We start from the raw sequence: 19118 nt of genomic DNA, 5'->3' as shown, positions 1-19118 counted from the left end.
GCGCGCCGCCATTGTCACGGACGGTACGGGAGATTGTCCTGTTCCCGCTTCCGCCGCCCGCCGCCGCCGACGGAAACCCGCCACGCCCCCTTCCCGCCCCCTCCCCCTGACACCGGCGCCCTCACGGCAGATCCGTGCGGACCACCCCCAGCTCCGCCAGGTCCTGCGGCCGGATGCGGAGCCGGCCGGCCGTCGCCTCCACCTCACCGGGCGGCCGCTTCAGGATCGCGGCGGCCGCCTCCGGCGCGATGACCGAGAAATAGCTGTCCGGGGTGGCCCAGGTCCGGCCGGGCGCGGCCAGGGCCAGCGCGCCCCCGGACCCGCCCTCGCCGATCACCAGCGTGGTGACGGGCGTCCGCGCGGTGGCCACCGCGCCGAACAGCTCGGCGATCGCCGCGCCCGCGCCCTGCCGCTCCGCCTCGGCGTCGTTGGCCGCGCCCGGCGTGTCCACCAGGGTCAGCACCGGGATGCCGAGCCGGTCCGCGAGCCGGATCAGCCGGGTGGCGGTGCGGTAGCCGGCGGGCCGGGTCGCGGTTCCGGTCTGGGCGGCGTAGGCGACGGTACGGCCCCGGTGCTCGCCGAAGCCGCACAGCATGCCGTCCGGATCGGTGCCGCCGCAGCGGTCACCGCCGATCGCGGCGCGCAGACCGAAGTAGGCGTCCAGGTAGGCGTCGGCCCGCGGACGCCGGGGCGAGCGGGCGCGCAGCACGGCGTCCCAGCCGGTGGCCGGAAGGTCCTGCGCACCCAGGGCGCGGGGGACCGGCGCGGGCTCCTGCGACGGGCGGGTCAGCAGCCGCAGCCACCGCCCCAGCGTCTCCCGCAGCGCCCCCGGCTCCACGACGGCGTCCGCGGAACCCGCCGCGACCTGCGCCTCGGCGGTGTACGCGGCGGGGTCGGCGTCCGGCGGCCGCACCCGCGACCCGGCGAAGCCGACCTGGGCGCCCGGCAGGGCGAGCACCACGTCGGCGCCCGCGCCCAGGGTGGCCCAGCCGCCGCCGGTCGTCGGATCGCGCAGCACGGCGATCTGTGCCAGCCCGGCCTGCCGGGTCAGCGCCGACTCCCTTGCCACGCGCTGGAGTTGAGTGAGGGCGACCATGCCCTCCTGCATCCGTGAGCCGCCGGTGGCGACCAGCGCGACGACCGGCAGCCGGTGGTCACGGGCGTGGCGGTACGCCGCCTCCAGCCGGTCGCCGGTGCGTTCGCCCAGCGAGCCGCCCAGGAAACCGAACTCGAAGGCGATCAGCACGGCCCGGGTGCCCCCGACGCGGCCGACGCCGCAGACCACGGACTCCGTCTCCCCGGTCCGCTCGGCGCCGCGGGCGCGCGAGGCGTCGTAGCCGGGCCAGGCCAGCGGGCCGTCGGGGGCGGACTCGCGCGCCGGGCAGGGGAGTTCGTCGAAGGAACCGGAGGAACCGGAGGAACCGGAGGAGCTGGAGGAGCTGGAAGATTCCGGAGGACCGGGAGGACCGGGAGGACCGGAGGAGCCAGCAGAGCCGGGGGAGCCGGCAGAGCCCGGGGAGCCGGGGGCGTCGAGGACGAGGGTGAGGATCTCGCGCGCGGAGAGCCGCAGCGGGCCGCTCATGACGGCAGCGCCCGCTTCATGATCTTCCCCATGTCGTTGCGGGGCAGCACGTCGAGGTACCGCACCGTGCGGGGCCGCTTGTGCGGGGCGAGCCGCCGCGCCACATGGCCGGCCAACTCCTCCTCGGCAGGCGGCGAGTGCCGGTCGGCGGGCACGATCCACGCCACGATCCGCTCCCCGAGGTCGGCGTCCGGCTCCCCGGTGACGGCGGCCTCCCGCACGCCCGGATGCTCCAGCAGCGCGTTCTCGATCTCCCCGGCGCCGATCTTGTAACCGCCGCTCTTGATCAGGTCGGTGGCCTTGCGCCCCACGATCCGGACGTACCCGTCGGCGTCCCGCACCGCCATGTCCCCGGTCCGGAACCAGCCGTCGGCGGTGAACGCCGCGGCCGTGGCGTCCGGCCGGTCGAGGTACCCGGTGAACAGGTTCGGCCCGCGCACCTGGATCTCCCCGACGCTCTCCCCGTCGTACGACGTCAGGGGCGTCCCGTCCTCCTCCACGAGCCGCAGTTCCACGCCCGGCAGCGGCACCCCGACCGTGCCCGCGCGGGGTGCGCCGTCGGCGCGCACGGAGGTGTTCATCAGCGTCTCCGTCATGCCGTACCGCTCGATCACCCGCTGCCCGGTCGCGGCCGTGATGCGTTCGTGGTCGTGCACCGGCAGCGCGGCGGAGCCGGAGACGAGCAGCCGGGCCCGGCCGAGCGCCGAGGCGAGGCCGGGGTCGCCGGGGAGGGTCTCGGCGAGCCGGTGGTACATGGTCGGCACCCCGAACAGCATGGTGGCGCCGCTGTTCAGCTCCCGGGCCACCCCCTCGGGGGAGAACCGGCCCAAGTGCCGCACCGACCCCCCGCGCCGCAGCGGCCCCAGGACGCCCAGCACCAGCCCGTGCACGTGGAACAGCGGCAGCCCGTGCACCAGCACGTCCTCGCCGGTCCACCGCCAGGCGTCGGCGAGCGCGTCCAGCGTCGCCGCGACCGCCCGCCGGGGGATGACCGCGCCCTTGGGCGGGCCGGTGGTGCCGGAGGTGTAGACGACGAGCGCGGGGTCCTCGCCGCCCACGGGCACACGGTCGGGGAGCCGTCCGCCGGTGGCCCGCACGTCCACGTCGAGACGCGGCAGGTCCCGTGCCGCGGAGGGAAGTTCGTCCCCGGGCGCGGCCAGGAGGAGCGCGGGCGCGCTGTCGGACAGGATGTGCCCGAGTTCCTTCTCCCCGGACTTCGGGTTGAGCGGCACCACCGGCACCCCGGCCTCCAGGGCCGCCACGACGGCCACCGCGGTCTCCGCCGAGGGCGTCGCCCATACGGCGACCCGCGCGCCGCCGCCCGGCAGCCGGTCCGCCAGGGAGCCCGCCGCACCGGCGAGTTCCGCGTAGGTCAGGGACAGGTCGCCGAACCGCAGGGCCACACGGTCGGACGGCGGACCGGACGGCGGACCGGACGGCGAACCGGACGGCGGGCCGGTCAGGGCCGGGAAGAGAGAGGACACCGGAACACTCCTCGGGCAGGGGACGACAGCATCGTTCCTACCTCATGACCGGCCCGGCCCGTCGCCTCCGGAGGCCGACGCCGGTCACCTCCGCTCCTCCGACAGGCGCGCCGGCGTGGGTCGGGCCGCCTCCACCACGTCGGCCACGACACAGCTGACGTTGTCCGGGCCGCCCGCGCCGTTCGCCTCGGCGAGCAGGGCGCGGACCGTGTCGGCGGGCGAGGGGGTCCCGGTGAGCAGGGCGCGGATCCGGGCTTCGGGGACCACCGTCGACAGGCCGTCGGAGCACAGCAGGTAGCGGTCGCCGGGGTGGGCGTCGTGCAGCCGCAGCTCCGCGTGCGGGGGCGCGGCGCCGGTCAGGGCCTTCAGGAGCAGGGCGCGCTGCGGGTGCGTGGCGGCCTCCTCGGCGGTCAGCCGGCCCTCGTCGATCATCGACCGGACGACCGTGTGGTCGTGGGTGATGAGGAAGAGGGCGCCGTCGCGCAGGAGATAGGCGCGGGAGTCCCCGATGTGGACCAGGGCGAGGCGGGAGCCCGTCCGCACCAGGGCCGTCAGGGTCGTACCGGCGTCGTCCGCGCCGTCCGCCGCGTCCCGCACCGCGTCGTTCGCGCCGCGCACGGCGTCCTCCAGGACGTCGAGGACGTCCCCCGCCGGCACCTCCTCGGTGTCCAGGAACCGCAGGGCCGCCACGGCCGCCCCGCTGGCGGGGGCGCCCGCCGGTCCGAAGCCGTCCGCGACCGCGAGCAGCCGGCGGCCCGCGTACGCGGTGTCCTGGTTCTCCGGGCGGACGAGGCCCCGGTCCGAGCCGGCCGAGTGACGAAGTTCCAGCATGGTGGTGTCCTTCCTCGATGTCTGTGGTGTCCCTGACGCGTGCGACAACTGGTCCACGAGGAACGCCGCGAGGTCACGCCGTACGGCCGTCTCCGCCTCGACCCGCGCCCAGTAGGCGCGGATCTCCCCGGCGGCGGCCGCCGGGTCGAGCGCGCACACCGCGCGGATCCGCGCGAGCGGCATCCCGATCCGCCGCAGCCACGCCACCAGCCGAGCCTGCTCCAGCTGGCCGGCCGTGTAATAGCGGTAGCCGGTGGCGGGGTCGACCCGCGCGGGGCGCAGCAGCTCCAGCTCGTCGTAGAGCCGCAGTGCCTTCGGTGACAGCCGGGAGGCCTTCGCGAAGGCCCCGATCGTCAGCATGTGCATGCGCACCCCGTTCCCGTGTCCGTTCCGCCACCGATGCTGGGGCTTCACCGAGGGGGAAGGTCAAACGGGTTGTGGCGGTTGCGGGGGCGGCGGTTAGCCTGCGGGTTCGTGCCCGCCAGGAGAACGGAGTCCCGCCGTGCCCCGAGTCGCCCTCGTCACCTACGACCCCCGGCCCGAGCCCAGCAAGGACCGTGACCTGCCGGTCCTGGTGCGGGCCCTGGCGGAGGCGGGGGCCGAGGCGCATGCCGTGTGCTGGGACGACGCCGACGTCGACTGGGCCTCCTACGACCTCGCCCTGATCCGCTCCACCTGGGACTACAGCTGGCGCGCGGCCGAGTTCACGGCGTGGGCGGAGCGCTGCGCCGGGGCGACCCGGCTGGCCAACCCGGCCGCCGTCGTGCGCTGGAACACGGACAAGCGCTACCTCGGCGAACTCGCGGCGGCCGGGATACCCGTCGTCCCCACCCGTTACCTCGCCCCCGGCGACCCGGCCGACCTCCCCGGCGACCACGAGTACGTCGTCAAGCCCACCTCGGGCGCCGGCGCCCGCTACGCCGCCCGCTACACCCCCGACCAGCACGACACCGCCGTGCGCCAGCTCGCGCGCATGCACGAGGAGGGGCTGACGGCGATGGTCCAGCCGTATGCGCGGAGCATCGACACGGCGGGGGAGCGGGCCCTGCAGTTCTTCGGGGGCTCTCTGCTGCACGCCAGCCGCAAGCGGGCCGTGCTCGCTCCCGGGACCGCTTTCGACGCGGCCAAGGTCGCTCATCCGGGGCTGGAGCCCTGGACCCCGACGGCGGCCGAACTCGACGTGGCCGAGCGGGCACTGGCCGCCGTGCCGGGCGCGCCCGAGCTGCTGTACGCGCGGGTCGACCTGGTCGACGGCGACGACGGCCGGCCGCGGGTGATGGAGCTGGAACTGGTGGAACCGAACCTCTTCCTGTTCCTGCACCCGGAGTCGGTGCCGCGCGTGGTGGAGGCGGTCCTCGCGGCGGCCGCCGCCGCCCGCCGGGGCTCTTCGGGGGCTACCCCCGCACCGCCGTCCGCTGCAGCAGCCCCCAGGTGAACTCGGCGACCACCTCCCGCCGCACCCCCTCCCCGTCCGGCGCCGTGAAGGCCAGGCCCCAGCGGGTGGGGGCCGAGCCCTCCAGGGGGCGCGCGGGGGCGAAGGCGCGGGCGGCCTCGTCGACCGTGCAGGACCAGGGGGCGAGGTCGTCGAGGGTGCGCAGGGCGGGGGCGGGGGCACCCGGCGCGCGGACGAGCCACTCGTTCCACACCGCGCCGTCCGGGGCGAGGAGCACCTCGAAGCGGAGGGCGGGCCACAGGGGCAGCGGCCACCGCCACGCCTCGCAGTCCAGGTCGCCGATCCGGCGTGCCGAGCGCGACTCGGGGGCGCCGAGGACGGAGCGGTACCGGGCGGCGGCGCCCCTGCCGTGCGGCGAGCGCACCATCGCCTGCCAACGCCTGTTGGCCTCCCGCATGTCGGTCAGGGAGGCGCCCAGCTCACGGCGGGCGTCCTCGACCGGCCCCGGATTGTGGTCGGCCATGCGGCGCAGCAGCACCAGCTGGAAGTCGAGGGGGGTGAAGGGGCGGCCTGCGGGGCGCGTGTCGGACGGCATGTGGTCCATCGTCGTCCACGGGCCGGACGGCATGCGGTCCATCGTCGCCCACGGGCCGGACGGCCTCGCGGGGAACCGGGCGACGCGCCGCCGACGTGCGGTGTTGCGTCCCCGACGTGCGGTGCCCCGTCCCCGACGTGCGGTGTCCCGCCCCCGGTGTGCGGTATCCCGTCCCCGGCCATTGCCCGGCGCCGCGCTGTGTGACTAGCCTGTGTTCGTCATGCCGATCGTCTGTTGAAATTTCGAACGCAGGCCTGAGACGAACCAAGGGAGGGGGCCGGCCGTGGGACGACTCGTACCTGCCGTTACCCGGGCTCTCGACATTCTCGAGCTCTTCCTCGACGGGGACGGCACGCTCTCCGCCCCCGACATCGTGCGCCGGCTCCAACTGCCGCGCACCACCGTGCACGAGCTGGTCACCACGCTCGCCGCCCGGTCGTACATCGTCACCGTCCCCGGACAGCCCGGACGCTACCGCCTCGGCGTGCGGCCGTACCAGCTCGGCAGCCGCTACGCCGAGCAGCTCGACCTGGCCGCCGAGGGCCAGCAGGTGGCCCGGACCGTCGCCGAGACCTGCGACGAGACGGTCCACGTGGCGATCCTGGAGGGCACGGACGTCATCTACATCGCGAAGGTCGACTCCACCCACGCCGTACGCATGGTGTCGGCGGCGGGCCGGCGCCTGCCCGCGCACTGCACCTCCGTCGGCAAGATGCTGCTCGCCTCCCTCCCCGACACCGAGCTGACCGCACGGATCCCCGACGACGCCGACCTGGTCGCCATGACACCCAACAGCATCACCGAGCCCGGCGCCCTGCGGGAGGCCCTGGCGGAGATCCGGGAGCGCGGCATCGCGGTCGAGAGCCGCGAGTCGAACCCGGACGTCAGCTGCGTGGCGGCCCCGGTGCGCGACCGCACCGGCCGGGTCGTGGCCGCGCTGTCGATCTCCGTCCCCATGATCCGCTGGAGCGACGAGCGCCGCATCGAGCTGGAGCAGCTCGCCGCCAAGGGCGCGGCCCAACTGTCCGAGCAGCTGGGCTACCGGAGCGCGGCATGACCGACACGTTCGACGTCGCCGTCCGCGCGGAGGCCGCCCTCGGCGAGGGCCCGACCTGGGACCCGGCCGGCGGCCGCCTCCTGTGGCTCGACATCCTCGGCTCGCGCCTGCACACCTACGACCCGTCGACGGGCCGCCGCACGGTGCGCGTCACCGACCAGCACGTGGGCGCGGCCAAGCCCCGCGCGGGCGGCGGCCTGGTCCTCAACCTCCGGGACGGCGTGGGCCTCCTGGACGAGGACGGCGGCTTCCGCTGGCTCCACCACGAGCCGGTCCCAGGCCGCCGAGCCAACGACGCGGCCGTCGCGCCGGACGGCTCGCTCTGGGCCGGCACGATGCGCTACGACGAGGCGCCGGGCGGGGGGTCCCTGTCCCGGATCACCGGGGACGGCTCGGTCTCCGTGGTCCTCGACGACGTCGCGGTGAGCAACGGGACGGGCTGGAGCCCTTCGGGCACGCTGATGTACTACATCGACTCCCCGACCCGCCGCGTCGACGTCCTCGACCACGCCGACGGCCGGGTGACGAACCGTCGCCCCTTCGTCACGATCGAGGAGGGCGCCGGCTTCCCCGACGGGCTGACGGTCGACGCGGACGGATGCGTGTGGGTGGCCCTGTGGGACGGCGGAGCGGTGCGCCGGTACACCCCGGCGGGCGCGCTGGACCGGGAGATCCGGCTGCCGGCCCCCCGTGTGACGGCCTGCGCGTTCGGCGGGCCCGGCCTGACCGACCTGTACGTCACGACGGCCCGCGTGGGCCTGACGTCACCCCACCCCCTGGCGGGCTCGCTCCTGGTCGTCCCCGACGCGGGCAAGGGCCTGCCCCAGCCGGCGTTCGAGGGCTGAGGGGGGCGCGCCGGGGCGGGGCGGGTCGCGCGATGCGGCGCCGACCGGGCGCCGCCCGCGCCCACTCGTGCCCATCCGTGCCGCCCCGGGCGGCAGCCGTGCCCGCGGCCGGGCGGGGGGCCGGTTCCGGTCCGGCCCGGTGCCGCCGCGGGTGGGCACCGGCCGGCCCGCGGGGTCACCCCGCCCCGGTGCCGGCGGCCTCCAGACCCCGCAGGATCCCCCGCTCCGCTTCGGTCAGCGGGGGTCCCGCCGCCGCCCGCAGCGCCGGACCGCTCAGGGTCGCCAGCAGTGCCGACGGGCGCAGCAGCCGTTCCGGTCCCGCCGTCAGGCTCGTGACGTCCCACAGCGCCGCCGCCGCGTCGTACGACCCCGTGGCCGTCCGCATCACCCGCCGGGTGAACCGGGTGACCAGCCGGTCCGCGACGGTGGGGGCGCCGCCCCGCGTTCCGGGGAACCAGACGTCCTGGCTGACGGCCATCGTCCAGGCCGCCTCGACCGACGCCGCCGCCCCCCGCTGCACCCGCCGCGCGAGCCCCGCCGTGCCGGTCCCGCCGTCCTGTCGCAGCTCCCGGCTCAACACCCGCGCGCCGAGCGCGGCCACGGACATGCCCTGCCCGTAGGCGGGGTTGAAGGTGGCCAGCGCGTCGCCGAGGACGACGAACCGCTCGGGCCACTCCCGCGCCTTCTCCAGGTACCGCCGGTGGTTGCTGGTGCTGCGGCTGACGTGGATGCCGGTGAGCGGCTCGGCGCCCGAGATCAGCCGTCCCACCAGGGGGTGCGGCAGATCGAGCGTGTACCGGAGGAATCCGTCGGGGTCGGAGGGCGGTTCGCCGCCGCCCCGCGTCCCGGCGAGGCTGACCATCCACCGGTCGCCCTCGATGGGCAGCACCATGCCGCTGCGTCCGGGCAGCCCTTGATAGGGGTTGGCCTGGATGATGGTGAGCGGGAACCGCCCGGCCCCTTCGGGGGTGCGGTAGATCCGCGTGGCGTTGACGAGGCCCGCGTCGACCGTCTTCTCCCGGATGCCGGAGATCCCCAGCTCCCACAGCCAGTTGACGACCCGCGAACCGCGCCCGCTCGCCTCGACCACGAAGTCTGCGTCGATCACCTCGTCCCCGTCGGGAGTGGCGGCCCGTACGCCGGTGACGCGCCGCGCGTCGCCCGTCAGATCGAGCACCCGGCCCTTGCGGATCCGGGCCCCGGTGTTGGCCAGTACGGCGCCCCGGACCGCCCAGTCGAGCAGCGCCCGGCTGCAGGTCATCATCCGCGGCCCCTCGTGGCGCCAGCGCCGGAACCAGCCTTCGGGCGTGAGGGCGATCATGCCGGAGCTGAGGGACACCTCGCGGGCCCCGGCGGCGAGCAGGTGCTTGCGCATGTCGACGCCCGGCACGAGGTCCTCCATGGCGGCGAGTCCGCCGGCCATGAGGAGGTGGGCGTGCCGGCCCTGCGGCAGGCCCTTGCGGTGTTCGGGTTCGTCGGGCAGGTCGTCCCGTTCCAGCACGGTCACCTCGTCCACGACGGTGGACAGGGCCGCCGCGGCCAGCATGCCGGCCAGGCCGGCACCGATGACGACAGCTCTACTGGACATGGGGCTCCTCGTACTCGGCCGTGAAGGCACACAGGGCAGGCGGGACGGACAGGGCAGGCGGGGCGGACAGGCCCGACGTGGCGGGCACGGTGGGCACGGCGGGCACGGCGGGTGTCTCGGGTGGGGCAGGCCTCATGAAGGCGGACATTCGGCCACCGCGGGACCGGCCGCACGGCCCGTGCGCCGCGAAGGGACCCGCCCACCAGGCCGTTCAGCCGTGCGGGCGCGCCGCCGCATCCGGCATTCAGCCATGGAAGGCTTTCACCGTACCTTCACCCGCCGTGTCCGGCACCGGAGTTCGGGCCAGTTCCCGCGCCAGCTCCACCAGCCCGGCGGCGCCGGAGACCTCGGTGGCGTGCAGCCGGTGGGTGCTCGGTGTCCCGCACGGCGCCTCGCGCGCGGCGGCCCGCCGGGCGGCCTCGGCGAGCATGGCCGCCTCCGAGGCGATCCGCGCCTCGTGCGCGCCGCGGCCCTCGCCGAGGGCGGCGGCGAACACCCGTGCCCGGACCCGGTCGTCGAAGTAGGGGGCGAGGGCGAGGAGCGCGTCGTGGATGGCGACCTCCCGCCAGTGCAGCCGTTCCTCGGGCAGCCGCCACCAGGACACGGGCGGTTTGGGGGCCACCGACACGAACCCCACGCGCGCCCACAGCGGCCGCAGCCGCCGGTGGTCCCGCAGCCCGCGGCCGTGGGCGACGGCCGCCGGCAGCAGCCGGGGCAGGACGTAGCCGGCGGAGCAGAGCAGGGCGCCGAGGGCGGCCATCGGCGGGGCGACGCTGGTGGACAGGAAGTCGAGGTCGTGGCCGGTCCAACGGGCGACGACGGCCGTGTACTTGGTCAGCTGGAAGCCGAGCAGGTCCAGCAGCGCGCCGACCAGGATCAGCAGCAGCCCGGTGCGCAGCAGGCCGGTGACCTCCCGGGCCCACTTCACGCACACCACGGCCATCGCGACGATGGCGGCGGTGTGCCCGAGCAGGTAGAGCACGATCATCTCGCGCATGTACGGCGTGTTCGCGTAGTAGGTGTCGAGGTCGGTGAGCCGCTCGACGGGCGCGTCGGCCAGCGCGAACAGCACGATCACGGCCACGATCAGCGGCCCGTACACGGCGATGCCGCGCAGCACCTGCCGCCGTACCCGATCGGGCGGCCCGCCCCGCCAGTGGGCGAGCAGGATCAGCAGCGAGCAGCTGTACGCCGAGAGCATGCCGTACGTCAGCGGGGCGCCGAAGTTGGGGATGTCGGTGAGGTCGTTGACGGCGGCCAGGGTGACCGGCGCGGAGCAGACGAAGACGAGCGCGCCCAGGGTGATCGCGACGCAGGTGGCGGCGGTGAGGGGGTTGGGCGCGGCCGGGCGGGGCCGGCGGAACAGCACGGCGGCGGAGAGCAGGAGGACGGCGCCGGCGAGGTAGACGACGAGACTCACGCGGTCGGCCTCCGTTCGGCGGGCACCGGCCGGGTGTTCGCCACGGCCCCCGTCACGGCCCCCGCCACGGGCTCCGGTACACGATCGGCCACGGTCTCCGGTACGGCGGTACGCACGAGGGGTTCGCCGGCGAGCGCGTCGGCGATGCGCACCAGCGCGGCCGGGTCCGGCGCCCGCTCCAGGAACCAGGCGGACTCCCCGGGGGAACGGCCGTCGCCGCCGTCCGGTCCGGCGTGTGCCTCCTGCCGCACGGCCGCCGCGATGACGGTCGCCCAGGCCGTCGCGGCGGCCCGCTCGGCGTCGCCGGTACGGCGCAGGGCGGCCCGCAGCGTCGCGTCGTACAGCTCGCGGTCGACGTAGGCGTCCAGGTGGGTCAGCGCGTTGTGGATGCTGGTCCGGCGCCACACCAGCCGGGTGGCCGGCCGGGCCCAGCACGGCCGGGGCAGCCGCAGGGCGTGGCGGGTCAGGACGCCGTCCAGTTCGCGTTCCAGGGGCTCGAGGCGGGCGTAGGTGCGCCGGGTCCGCCGCCATTCCGTCAGCCGGGGCCCGGCGAGCGGGACGAGGACGCCGACGACCGTCATGACCGCGCCGAGTCCGGCCGCCGCCGGGGAGGCGTCGGTGACCAGGGCGGACCAGTCGTGGCCGGTCCAGCGGGCGGCCACGGCGGTGAGCCTGGCCAGGCTGTACACGACCCCGCACAGCGAGCCGAAGCCCAGCGTCAGCAGGCCCGCCCGCAGCCAGCCGTGCACTTCGCGGGCCCAGCTCAGGGCGGACACGGTGGTGACGCCGACGGCGGCGAGATGCCCCAGCAGGTAGAGCACGATCATCTCGCGGAGGTAGGGGGTGTTCGCGTAGTAGGTGTCCAGGTCGACGCGCCGCTCCACGGGCGCGTCGCCCAGCACGAACGTCGTGACGATGCCGAGGACGACCAGCGTGTACGCCAGGATCCAGCGCCGGGCCGTCCGGCGCACCCGCGGTCCGCCCCGCCAGTGCACGATCAGCACCTGGGAGGCGGCGCTGTATCCGGTGATCGCGGCGTACGTCAGCGGCGCGGCCAGGTTGGGGGTCGCGCCGAGCCGGTTGACGGCGCCGACCGTGGGCGGGGCCCCGAGGAGGAAGCAGAGCCCGGCCAGCCCGAGCACCGCGCAGATGGACCGCAGATAGGGGTCGTGCCGGTGGCGCAGCAGGTCGGGGGCCCGCACCAGCAGGCCGAGCCAGAGGACGGCGCCGCTGACGTAGTGGGGCAGTCCGGTCATCCGCGGGTTCCGTTCATCTCCGGGTTCCGCGGTAGTTGAGGGCCGCGCCGATGCGTCCGGCGATGTCCTGGGTGTCGTCGCCGCGGTCGGCGTACACGGAGTCGGCGGACGCTTCCAGCCAGGTGCGCAGCCGACGGCCCATCAGCATGCCGAAGCGGTCGGCCTCCTGCTCGTCGGAGAGGGTGAAGTCGCTGCGGGCGGCGGCGGCCGGAGCGGTGCCGGGGACGGCGTCGGCCCGGCGCCGGTGCATGTGCCACACCTCGTGGCAGAAGATCACGATCTGGTGCCAGACGGCGGCCCGTTCGTCGATGACGACGTCGTCGTGGTCCGCGCCCTCCAGCCAGAGCCCGCTGGCGGTGTGCGGTGGGAACACCGCCCGGTGCACGACGATCTCGCGGCCCCGCCAGCGCGCGGCCGCCGCGACGACCGCGTCGAACAGGACCTCGGGTTCGGCCGGGACCGGCACCCGGATGGGAGCGATGAGGGTGTCGGCGAGGCGACGCATCTCCCTGTTCGTACGCACGGTTCTCCCCGTGGCTGCGCGGGCGTTCGGTCCGTGCAATATGCCAAGATCTTCGCCGTTTCAGCTACCTCGGCCCGCGCGGGCGGGAGAATTCGGCGCGAACTCGGCCGGGAGGAAGCGGCTGTAACGGATGAACGGGGTACGGCGTCCCGGCGCCCTTGGCCGAAAAATTTTGGTGCCCGGTGCCCACTCCCCGTGCCTCACTTGGAGCGGCCCGCCCTCCGCCCACCAGATCCGGCCTTTGTCGACGGGTGTGCGGGACCGGTGGACGCGGTATGGAGAAGCCGCGACCACCGTGCGGCCCCGGCCGCACCCGTGTCGGCCGCACCCGTGTCGGCCCCCCTCACCGGACGCCGCCCGCCGGGGCGTCGGGGCGGCCCCCACCGGTCGGGATGTCGGCCCGGTCGGCGTCCGACGCGGCGGCGGCCCCCTCCGGCACCGCGGCCACCTCCGGCACCGCGGTCCCCTCCCGTGCCGCAGCCCCGCGCACCGCAGCCTCCCGCACCGCAGCCTCCCGTACCGCCCGCACCGCGTCCGGTTGCCGCAGCGCACGCGACACCGCGCCGATGTCCCGCAGCAGGTCGGTCGTGTCGGCCTCGCCGTCGGTGTCGCGTTCCCGTCCGCGGCTCCTGGCGTCCGCCGCGTCCAGCACGGTCACCGCGGCGGCCAGCGCCTTCGCCCGGTCCGGCGGGAAGCCGAGGGCGAGGGCGGCGTCGTGGGACCGCCGGCGCAGGTCCTCGTCGACGAACCGGGCCAGTGACAGCAGCCCGTCGCGGATGAACGTCTCCCGGCGGATCAGGCGCAGTTCGGGAGCGGAGCGCAGGACGCGGGGAACACCGCCGCCGCCGACCGTCTTCATCAGCAGGTACAGCGGCCGCAGTTCGCGCACGGCGTCCCTGACCTGCCGGCGGTCGTGCAGGTACTGGCCGGCGTGCGGAAGGATGAAGCCCACCGCGATCAGGATCGCGGACAGGCAGGCCAGCGGCGGCGCCACGGCCGTGCTCAGCCAGTCCAGGTTCCGCCCCGCCCAACGCCCCGCCACGGCGGTCACCTTGGCCGCGTCGAAGACCAACTGGAGGGCGTATCCCGCACCGAGGAACTTCAGCCCCCAGCGCAGCAGGGCGTCGAGTCCGTCGGCGCGCACCCAGTTCCAGATCAGCGCGTTGGTGACCAGCGTGGCCGTGGTGTGCGCGAGCAGGTAGAGCACGATCAGTTCGCGGGCGTACGGCGTGTTCGCGTAGTACGTGTCGAGGTCCCGCAGCCGTTCCTCGGGCATCTCGGCGAGGGCGAACAGCACCCACAGTGCGGCGATCACGGCGGCGTAGGTGCCCAGGACCCAGCGCATGGCGGAGCGGGTGCGGGCGGAGCGGTCGGACAGGCCGTTGCGCCAGGTGATGATCAGCAGCAGGCACGAGCCGCAGAACGCGGTGAGCAGCGAGTACACCCAGGGCCCGGAGATGTTGGGCACGCCCGTGACTCGGTTGACCCAGGCGATCGTCGACGGCGCGACGAACACGAACACCGCGCAGGCGAGCAGCAGCAGGCCGCCGACCGCGCGCAGCAGCGGGTCCGTCCACAGCCGGATGATGCTGGGCAGTTTGATCGCCAGGGCGGCGGCGAGGATGCCGGCGGGGATCCACCAGAAGGAGGGGTAGAAGTCGTTGACGAAGCCCGCCGGTGTCGCGGCCAGCGGTTCGGTGAGCCGTGCCGCCGGGGGGACCAGGTCGTTCAACGCCGGTCACCGCCCCCGCGTCCCCGGTAGCCCAGTGAGCGCTGCACGGGCTCCAGGGGAGCGGCGGTGCCGTCGCCGCCGTTCAGCAGGGGCCGTAGCGCGGCGGCGAGCCGGTGGCCGAAGTCGTCGGCCTGGGCCTCGTCCTGGGCGCGGGAGCCGTTGCGGGCGGCGACCGCGAGGGCCACGTCGCGCCACGCGGGCCGTACGGCGAGGGCGCGGGCGGCCGCCGTGCCGGCGGTGTGGTGGTGGTCGTGTCCGGCGTGCAGGTGCCACAACTCGTGTCCGAGGATGACGAGTTGCTGTACCTCCTCGGCGCGTTCCTCGACGATGACGAGGTCGAAGTCCTCGAACTCGACCCACAGGCCGGTCACTTCGATCTCGTCGGGGAACCGCTCGAAGCGCAGTTCGACGGGCCGTCCGCCGCGCAGCGCGGCCATCTCCTCGCACAGCGCGCGGGCGATCTCGCGCACTCCGGCCGGTGTCCGGGGCCGGGCCCGCAGTGCGGTGGCCAGTTCGCCGGCCAGGTGGCGCATGGCGGGGCCGGTCCTCGCGCGCCGCAGCGCCGAGGCGATCCGGGCAGCCGTCGTGCGCACGCCCGCGTTGTCCATCCGCTCCCCTTTCCCACCGCCCAGCGGCAGCCGCTTTCGAGGCTACGCGGCCGGACGCGTCCCCGTCACGGGGAACCGGGCGCCGATCGGGCGCCGGTCGGGCGCGGCACGGGAGGGGGGCGGGCGTGCGGCGGAGCGGAAGCGGGCGAAAGGCGGGATCAAAGCGCCACCTTGGCAGAAAGCGCTGTCGGTTCCGCTCCCGCAGGTTGCCGTGAGTCCTGTCGGAACCATTGACGGGAGGGCGCATCGAATCTACGGTCCCGTTCGAAGTGGCGAGCGTGATTCGACATGTCGAACATCGGTGGGTCGGACCCCACTGGACACCACCGGACACCACCGGACAGCGGGGCGGGGCATGGGACGACCCGGAGCCGACGCGCTCGCCTCCGGTGCGGGCCGGCCTCCCGGCTCTCCTCCCTCACCTCGCACGGACGACGACGCCCCCGAAAGGAAACGATGCGCACCGCCCGCTTCACCCTCGACCCCGCCTTCACCGTCGGCCGGGTCGACCCCCGTGTCTTCGGCTCCTTCGTGGAACACCTCGGCCGCTGCGTCTACACCGGTATCCACGAGCCCGGCCACGCCACCGCCGACGAGGCCGGTCTGCGGCAGGACGTCCTGGACCTCGTCCGTGAACTCGGCGTCACCGCCGTCCGCTACCCCGGCGGCAACTTCGTCTCCGGCTACAAGTGGGAGGACTCCGTCGGCCCGGTGGAGGACCGCCCCCGCCGCCTGGACCTGGCCTGGCACTCGACGGAGACCAACCGCTTCGGCCTCTCCGAGTACATCGCCTTCCTGAGGAAGATCGGCCCGCAGACCGAGCCCATGATGGCGGTCAACCTCGGCACCCGAGGCGTGGCCGAGGCCCTCGAACTCCAGGAGTACGCCAACCACCCCTGCGGCACGGCGCTCTCGGACCTGCGCGCCGCCCACGGTGACAAGGACCCCTTCGGCATCCGGCTGTGGTGCCTCGGCAACGAGATGGACGGCCCCTGGCAGACCGGCCACAAGACGGCCGAGGAGTACGGCCGGATCGCCGCCGAGACCGCCCGCGCCATGCGCCAGCAGGACCCCGCTGTCGAACTCGTCGTCTGCGGCAGCTCGGCCCAGTCGATGCCGACGTTCGCCGCGTGGGAGGCGACGGTCCTTCAGGAGACGTACGACCTGGTCGACCACATCTCCCTGCACGCCTACTACGAGCCGCACGACGGCGACCTGGACTCCTTCCTCGCGTCCGCCGTCGACATGGAGTCCTTCATCGAGAACGTGGTGGCGACCTGCGACCACGTGGGCGCGCGGCTGAAGTCGAAGAAGAGGATCAACCTCTCCTTCGACGAGTGGAACGTCTGGTACATGTCCCGCTGGCAGGAGCAGGCGACGACGTTCGCCCGGGACGACTGGCCCGAGGCCCCCCGCCTGCTGGAGGACAACTACAGCGTCCTGGACGCCGTCGTCTTCGGCTCCCTCCTCATCGCCCTGCTGCGGCACGCCGACCGCGTCACCGTCGCCTGCCTGGCCCAGCTGGTCAACGTCATCGCGCCGATCATGACCGAGCCGGACGGCCCGGCGTGGCGCCAGACGACGTTCTTCCCGTTCGCGCAGGCGTCGCGCCACGGGCGGGGCGAGGTGCTCGACGTCCGGGTGGACTCGCCGACGTACGAGACGCAGAAGTACGGCGAGACGGACCTGCTGCACGCGACCGCCGTCCGCGCGGAGGACGGCTCCGTGACGGTCTTCGCGGTCAACCGCAGCCGCACCGGGGCGCTCCCGCTGGACGTGACCCTGAACGGCCTCGGGGTCTCCCGCCTCGTCGAGCACAGCGCGCTCGCCGACGCCGACCCGGACGCCCGCAACACGCTCGACGACCCCGAACGGGTCGTCCCGCACGCGGTGGACGGTACGGCGGTCACGGACGGGACGCTGCGGGCGACGCTGGAGCCGCTGTCCTGGAACGTGATCCGGCTGGCCTAGCGTGTTTCCTCCGGAACCTCTTGCCGACCAGATGAAATGGCGGCGAGAGGGAGTCCGGCGGGGTGGACGGTCGCGGTCTTGTCCCGGCGGGTTGCCTGCCCGCGCCGTTGTGTGAGCTCGTCGGTGCACCGCTCGACCGCGTCGCGCTGCTTGCAGGCCTCGGAGGCCAGGACCGGGTCGGGTGTCGTCCGTGGTCCGCCACCTGGTCGTGGGACCCAGACGTGACCCACGACCTGTGCGAAGGCGGGCGCGTATCCGGTCCAGGCCCCGCTCGGAGGCGAGGTGCCGGAGCCGGATGCCCCGGTTCATGCCGGCACGGGGCCGGGGGTGAGGGCGGGTGAGGGACGGAAGCCCTTGAACGTGAGCCAGAGGCCGAGTCCGAGTTCCCAGGCCGCGATGGGGAGAGTCAGCAGCCAGGCGACGACGGAGAGGCCGTCCATGCCGCCGAAGGTGACCACCATGGTCTTCGCGACCAGAAGGGGTGCGCCGACGAGGCCGATGACGGGAAGCGAGCGGGGGACCAGGCCGGCGCGGTACAGCACGGTTCCGAGGAACAAGGCGTTGACGGCGGGCATGATTCCGGGGCCGAACAGGAAGGTCCAGTCGCGGACGTCGACCAGGGCTTGGGCGACGGTGGTCAGGCCGGCCGGTGCGTCGGGGCTGCCGCCGAGGTCCTGGCGGAGTGTCACGACCGACAGGACGCTGACGACACCGACGAGGATGAGGCCGGCTTCGACCAGGCGGGAGGAGAAAAACCCGAGCGCTGCGGTCCTGCCCACTCGCCGGGTCACCGGGTAGAGGGCCAGGGCGGTGGCAACGCAGGCGAAGGCGGTGACCAGTTCCATGACGCCGCCGAGAACTACCTGGGTGTCCTTCCCGGCGCCCAAAACGTAGTTGGCGTGATCGGTGACCGGTTCGAGCAGCGGCAGCGCCGGGATCGAGGCCGCGAAGGTGATCAAGTAGGCGACGCCGCCGAGGACGGCGACACGGCGAGGGTGGCTCATGAATTGCTCCTGGCCGTGAGGACACGGATGCGGATCTTGTGCAACTGGGGCATCAGGCCGTAGATCACGATCGGGACGGCGATGGTGGCGAGCACGAAGGTGCGCAGCAGTACGGGCATGGGGCTCAGCCAGCCGGCCAGCGTCACATTGAGCAGGGCCAGGGTGGGGAACACACAGAGCCAGATCATCAGCGCCAGCTGGTGCTTGGTCGGCGGTCCGGCCGGCGGGGCGTTCTTGTCGGACACGGGTGGTACCTCTCGTTCGGATGGTGGGTGCCGGATGTCGTTGCTTCAGGCGGGCAGGACCGCGCGGAAGGCCTCGACGGCGTCCTGGACGTCTTCCTCGGTGAGATCGTTGTTGATCGCGATCGCGGCGGCGGAGCCCTCGCCGGCGGCGGTGATGACCTGCGCCCGCGGATTCGCGGCGTTCCCCGCCACCCAGAGGCCGGGCACGGAGGTGAGGCCGTCGGCGTCGGCGAGCGGCCATCCGGCTTGGTCGGTCCGGGCACCGAGGCCGCGGACGAGGGCGCTGTTGCCGACGAACTCGGGCCGCACGAACACCGCTGTGCGTGGGACGAGGCGGCCGTCGGCGAGTTCCACCCCGCAGAGCCGGTCGTCCTTGACGACCAGGCCGGCGACGTCGCCCTCGACGATGCCGATGGCGCGGGCGGTGAGCCGCTCGCGGTCGGAGTCGGCGAGCCGGGCGGTGTGAGGGAAGAAAACGACGTCCGGGCTCCACTGCCGGATCAGCAACGCGTGCTGGACGGCGCCGGGGGTGCCGCCGAGGACACCGAGGGGCTGGTCACGGACCTCGTGGCCGTGGCAGTAGGGGCAGTGCAGCAGATCGCGGCCCCACCGTTCGGTCATGCCCGGGATGTCGGGGATCCGGTCGCTCAGACCGGTGGTGACCAGCACCCGTCGGGCGAGCAAGGTGCCACCGCCTTCGAGCAGCACTTCGAAAGTGCCGCTGGGCGACCGCGTGAGGCCGCTGACCGTCCCGCGGACGAACTCCCCGCCGTAGCCGGCCACCTCGGTCCGTCCGGCCGCGAGGAGTTCGGCCGGGGGCATGCCGTCACGGGAGAGGAAGCCCTGCATGTGAGTGGCCGGAGCGTTGCGGGGCCGCCCGTTGTCGATGACGACGACCTCTCGACGGGCGCGAGCGAGGACCAGGGCCGCGGAGAGTCCGGCGGCTCCGCCGCCGATGACTGCGATGTCGTAGGTGTTCATGCC

17 protein-coding genes are annotated in these 19118 nt (G+C 74.4%); 4 read left to right on the top strand and 13 right to left on the bottom strand.

Going from position 1 to position 19118, the window contains the following annotated elements:
- Positions 1-121: 121 nt before the first annotated feature.
- The 3 genes from ACIP5W_RS09575 to ACIP5W_RS09565 all read right to left on the bottom strand — a co-directional run bounded on the left by ACIP5W_RS09575 (position 122) and on the right by ACIP5W_RS09565 (position 4263).
- On the bottom strand, positions 122-1582 hold the full coding sequence (locus ACIP5W_RS09575) for a carboxyl transferase domain-containing protein (RefSeq protein ID WP_401469288.1): 1461 nt from the start codon (positions 1580-1582) through the stop codon (positions 122-124).
- Positions 1579-3066, bottom strand: coding sequence for an acyl-CoA synthetase (locus ACIP5W_RS09570; protein ID WP_401469285.1), 1488 nt, complete (start codon positions 3064-3066; stop codon positions 1579-1581). The genes ACIP5W_RS09575 and ACIP5W_RS09570 overlap by 4 nt, the downstream gene beginning before the upstream one ends.
- Positions 3067-3150: 84 nt before the next feature.
- A complete protein-coding gene (locus ACIP5W_RS09565; protein WP_401469282.1) occupies positions 3151-4263 on the bottom strand; it encodes a MerR family transcriptional regulator in 1113 nt (370 codons plus the stop codon).
- Between the two features lie 136 nt (positions 4264-4399).
- Here ACIP5W_RS09565 and ACIP5W_RS09560 point away from each other — a divergent pair, with 136 nt between their 5' ends.
- Positions 4400-5332 carry a RimK family alpha-L-glutamate ligase gene (locus ACIP5W_RS09560; protein WP_401469280.1) on the top strand — a complete coding sequence of 311 codons (933 nt, stop codon included), beginning with the start codon at positions 4400-4402 and terminating at the stop codon, positions 5330-5332.
- Here ACIP5W_RS09560 and ACIP5W_RS09555 read toward each other — a convergent pair.
- Positions 5292-5885 carry a hypothetical protein gene (locus ACIP5W_RS09555; protein ID WP_401469754.1) on the bottom strand — a complete coding sequence of 198 codons (594 nt, stop codon included), beginning with the start codon at positions 5883-5885 and terminating at the stop codon, positions 5292-5294. The two genes, ACIP5W_RS09560 and ACIP5W_RS09555, sit on opposite strands and share 41 nt — an antisense overlap.
- Positions 5886-6168: 283 nt before the next feature.
- Here ACIP5W_RS09555 and ACIP5W_RS09550 point away from each other — a divergent pair, with 283 nt between their 5' ends.
- Together ACIP5W_RS09550 and ACIP5W_RS09545 are read left to right on the top strand one after the other, a co-directional pair.
- Positions 6169-6942: an IclR family transcriptional regulator gene (locus tag ACIP5W_RS09550; protein ID WP_401469277.1), complete on the top strand. Its 774-nt coding sequence runs from the start codon at positions 6169-6171 to the stop codon at positions 6940-6942.
- Complete coding sequence (locus ACIP5W_RS09545; RefSeq protein WP_401469274.1) at positions 6939-7787, top strand: SMP-30/gluconolactonase/LRE family protein; 849 nt, start codon at positions 6939-6941, stop codon at positions 7785-7787. Before ACIP5W_RS09550 ends, ACIP5W_RS09545 begins: the two co-directional genes overlap by 4 nt.
- A gap of 175 nt (positions 7788-7962) precedes the next feature.
- Here ACIP5W_RS09545 and ACIP5W_RS09540 read toward each other — a convergent pair whose 3' ends face one another.
- The 6 genes from ACIP5W_RS09540 to ACIP5W_RS09515 form a co-directional block, all read right to left on the bottom strand.
- On the bottom strand, positions 7963-9375 hold the full coding sequence (locus ACIP5W_RS09540; protein ID WP_401469271.1) for an FAD-dependent oxidoreductase: 1413 nt from the start codon (positions 9373-9375) through the stop codon (positions 7963-7965).
- Positions 9376-9619: 244 nt separating this feature from the next.
- Entirely contained in the window at positions 9620-10795 is a 1176-nt protein-coding gene (locus ACIP5W_RS09535; RefSeq protein ID WP_401469268.1) for an MAB_1171c family putative transporter, read from the bottom strand.
- Complete coding sequence (locus ACIP5W_RS09530) at positions 10792-12051, bottom strand: MAB_1171c family putative transporter (RefSeq protein WP_401469265.1); 1260 nt, start codon at positions 12049-12051, stop codon at positions 10792-10794. The genes ACIP5W_RS09535 and ACIP5W_RS09530 overlap by 4 nt, the downstream gene beginning before the upstream one ends.
- A 13-nt stretch (positions 12052-12064) precedes the next feature.
- The gene (locus ACIP5W_RS09525) at positions 12065-12574 is read right to left on the bottom strand and encodes a toxin (protein ID WP_401469263.1); all 510 of its coding nucleotides are present in this window, start codon (positions 12572-12574) and stop codon (positions 12065-12067) included.
- Between the two features lie 343 nt (positions 12575-12917).
- A complete protein-coding gene (locus ACIP5W_RS09520; protein ID WP_401469751.1) occupies positions 12918-14264 on the bottom strand; it encodes an MAB_1171c family putative transporter in 1347 nt (448 codons plus the stop codon).
- 38 nt (positions 14265-14302) lie between these two features.
- Entirely contained in the window at positions 14303-14914 is a 612-nt protein-coding gene (locus ACIP5W_RS09515) for a toxin-antitoxin system, toxin component family protein (RefSeq protein ID WP_401469260.1), read from the bottom strand.
- 456 nt (positions 14915-15370) lie between these two features.
- On the opposite strand from ACIP5W_RS09515, the gene ACIP5W_RS09510 reads away from it, so the two are divergent.
- Positions 15371-16885 (top strand): alpha-N-arabinofuranosidase, encoded by a 1515-nt coding sequence (locus ACIP5W_RS09510; RefSeq protein ID WP_401469257.1) that lies wholly within the window; start codon positions 15371-15373, stop codon positions 16883-16885.
- 305 nt (positions 16886-17190) lie between these two features.
- Here the strand turns inward: ACIP5W_RS09510 and ACIP5W_RS09505 are convergent, their stop codons facing one another.
- The 3 genes from ACIP5W_RS09505 to ACIP5W_RS09495 are packed head-to-tail and all read right to left on the bottom strand — an operon-like array spanning position 17191 to position 19115.
- Complete coding sequence (locus ACIP5W_RS09505) at positions 17191-17889, bottom strand: DUF4386 domain-containing protein (protein ID WP_401469254.1); 699 nt, start codon at positions 17887-17889, stop codon at positions 17191-17193.
- Positions 17886-18134: a hypothetical protein gene (locus tag ACIP5W_RS09500; RefSeq protein WP_401469251.1), complete on the bottom strand. Its 249-nt coding sequence runs from the start codon at positions 18132-18134 to the stop codon at positions 17886-17888. Before ACIP5W_RS09500 ends, ACIP5W_RS09505 begins: the two co-directional genes overlap by 4 nt.
- A 45-nt stretch (positions 18135-18179) precedes the next feature.
- Positions 18180-19115 (bottom strand): NAD(P)/FAD-dependent oxidoreductase, encoded by a 936-nt coding sequence (locus ACIP5W_RS09495; RefSeq protein ID WP_401469248.1) that lies wholly within the window; start codon positions 19113-19115, stop codon positions 18180-18182.
- Between the last annotated feature and the right edge of the window lie 3 nt (positions 19116-19118).

Source organism: Streptomyces sp. NPDC088766 (genome assembly GCF_044750845.1).
Lineage (GTDB): Bacteria > Actinomycetota > Actinomycetes > Streptomycetales > Streptomycetaceae > Streptomyces.
The sequence above is the reverse complement of the archived record's forward strand: the minus strand, read 5'-3'. Positions and strand labels throughout refer to the sequence as shown.

Bases quoted from the DNA above. Each gene is read 5' to 3' on its own strand.
- ACIP5W_RS09530 (WP_401469265.1), bottom strand. From the start codon at position 12,051: ATGACCGGACTGCCCCACTACGTCAGCGGCGCCGTCCTCTGGCTCGGC.
- ACIP5W_RS09510 (WP_401469257.1), top strand. From the start codon at position 15,371: ATGCGCACCGCCCGCTTCACCCTCGACCCCGCCTTCACCGTCGGCCGG.
- ACIP5W_RS09505 (WP_401469254.1), bottom strand. From the start codon at position 17,889: ATGAGCCACCCTCGCCGTGTCGCCGTCCTCGGCGGCGTCGCCTACTTG.
- ACIP5W_RS09555 (WP_401469754.1), bottom strand. From the start codon at position 5,885: ATGCCGTCCGACACGCGCCCCGCAGGCCGCCCCTTCACCCCCCTCGAC.
- ACIP5W_RS09515 (WP_401469260.1), bottom strand. From the start codon at position 14,914: ATGGACAACGCGGGCGTGCGCACGACGGCTGCCCGGATCGCCTCGGCG.
- ACIP5W_RS09575 (WP_401469288.1), bottom strand. From the start codon at position 1,582: ATGAGCGGCCCGCTGCGGCTCTCCGCGCGCGAGATCCTCACCCTCGTC.
- ACIP5W_RS09565 (WP_401469282.1), bottom strand. From the start codon at position 4,263: ATGCACATGCTGACGATCGGGGCCTTCGCGAAGGCCTCCCGGCTGTCA.
- ACIP5W_RS09495 (WP_401469248.1), bottom strand. From the start codon at position 19,115: ATGAACACCTACGACATCGCAGTCATCGGCGGCGGAGCCGCCGGACTC.
- ACIP5W_RS09545 (WP_401469274.1), top strand. From the start codon at position 6,939: ATGACCGACACGTTCGACGTCGCCGTCCGCGCGGAGGCCGCCCTCGGC.
- ACIP5W_RS09540 (WP_401469271.1), bottom strand. From the start codon at position 9,375: ATGTCCAGTAGAGCTGTCGTCATCGGTGCCGGCCTGGCCGGCATGCTG.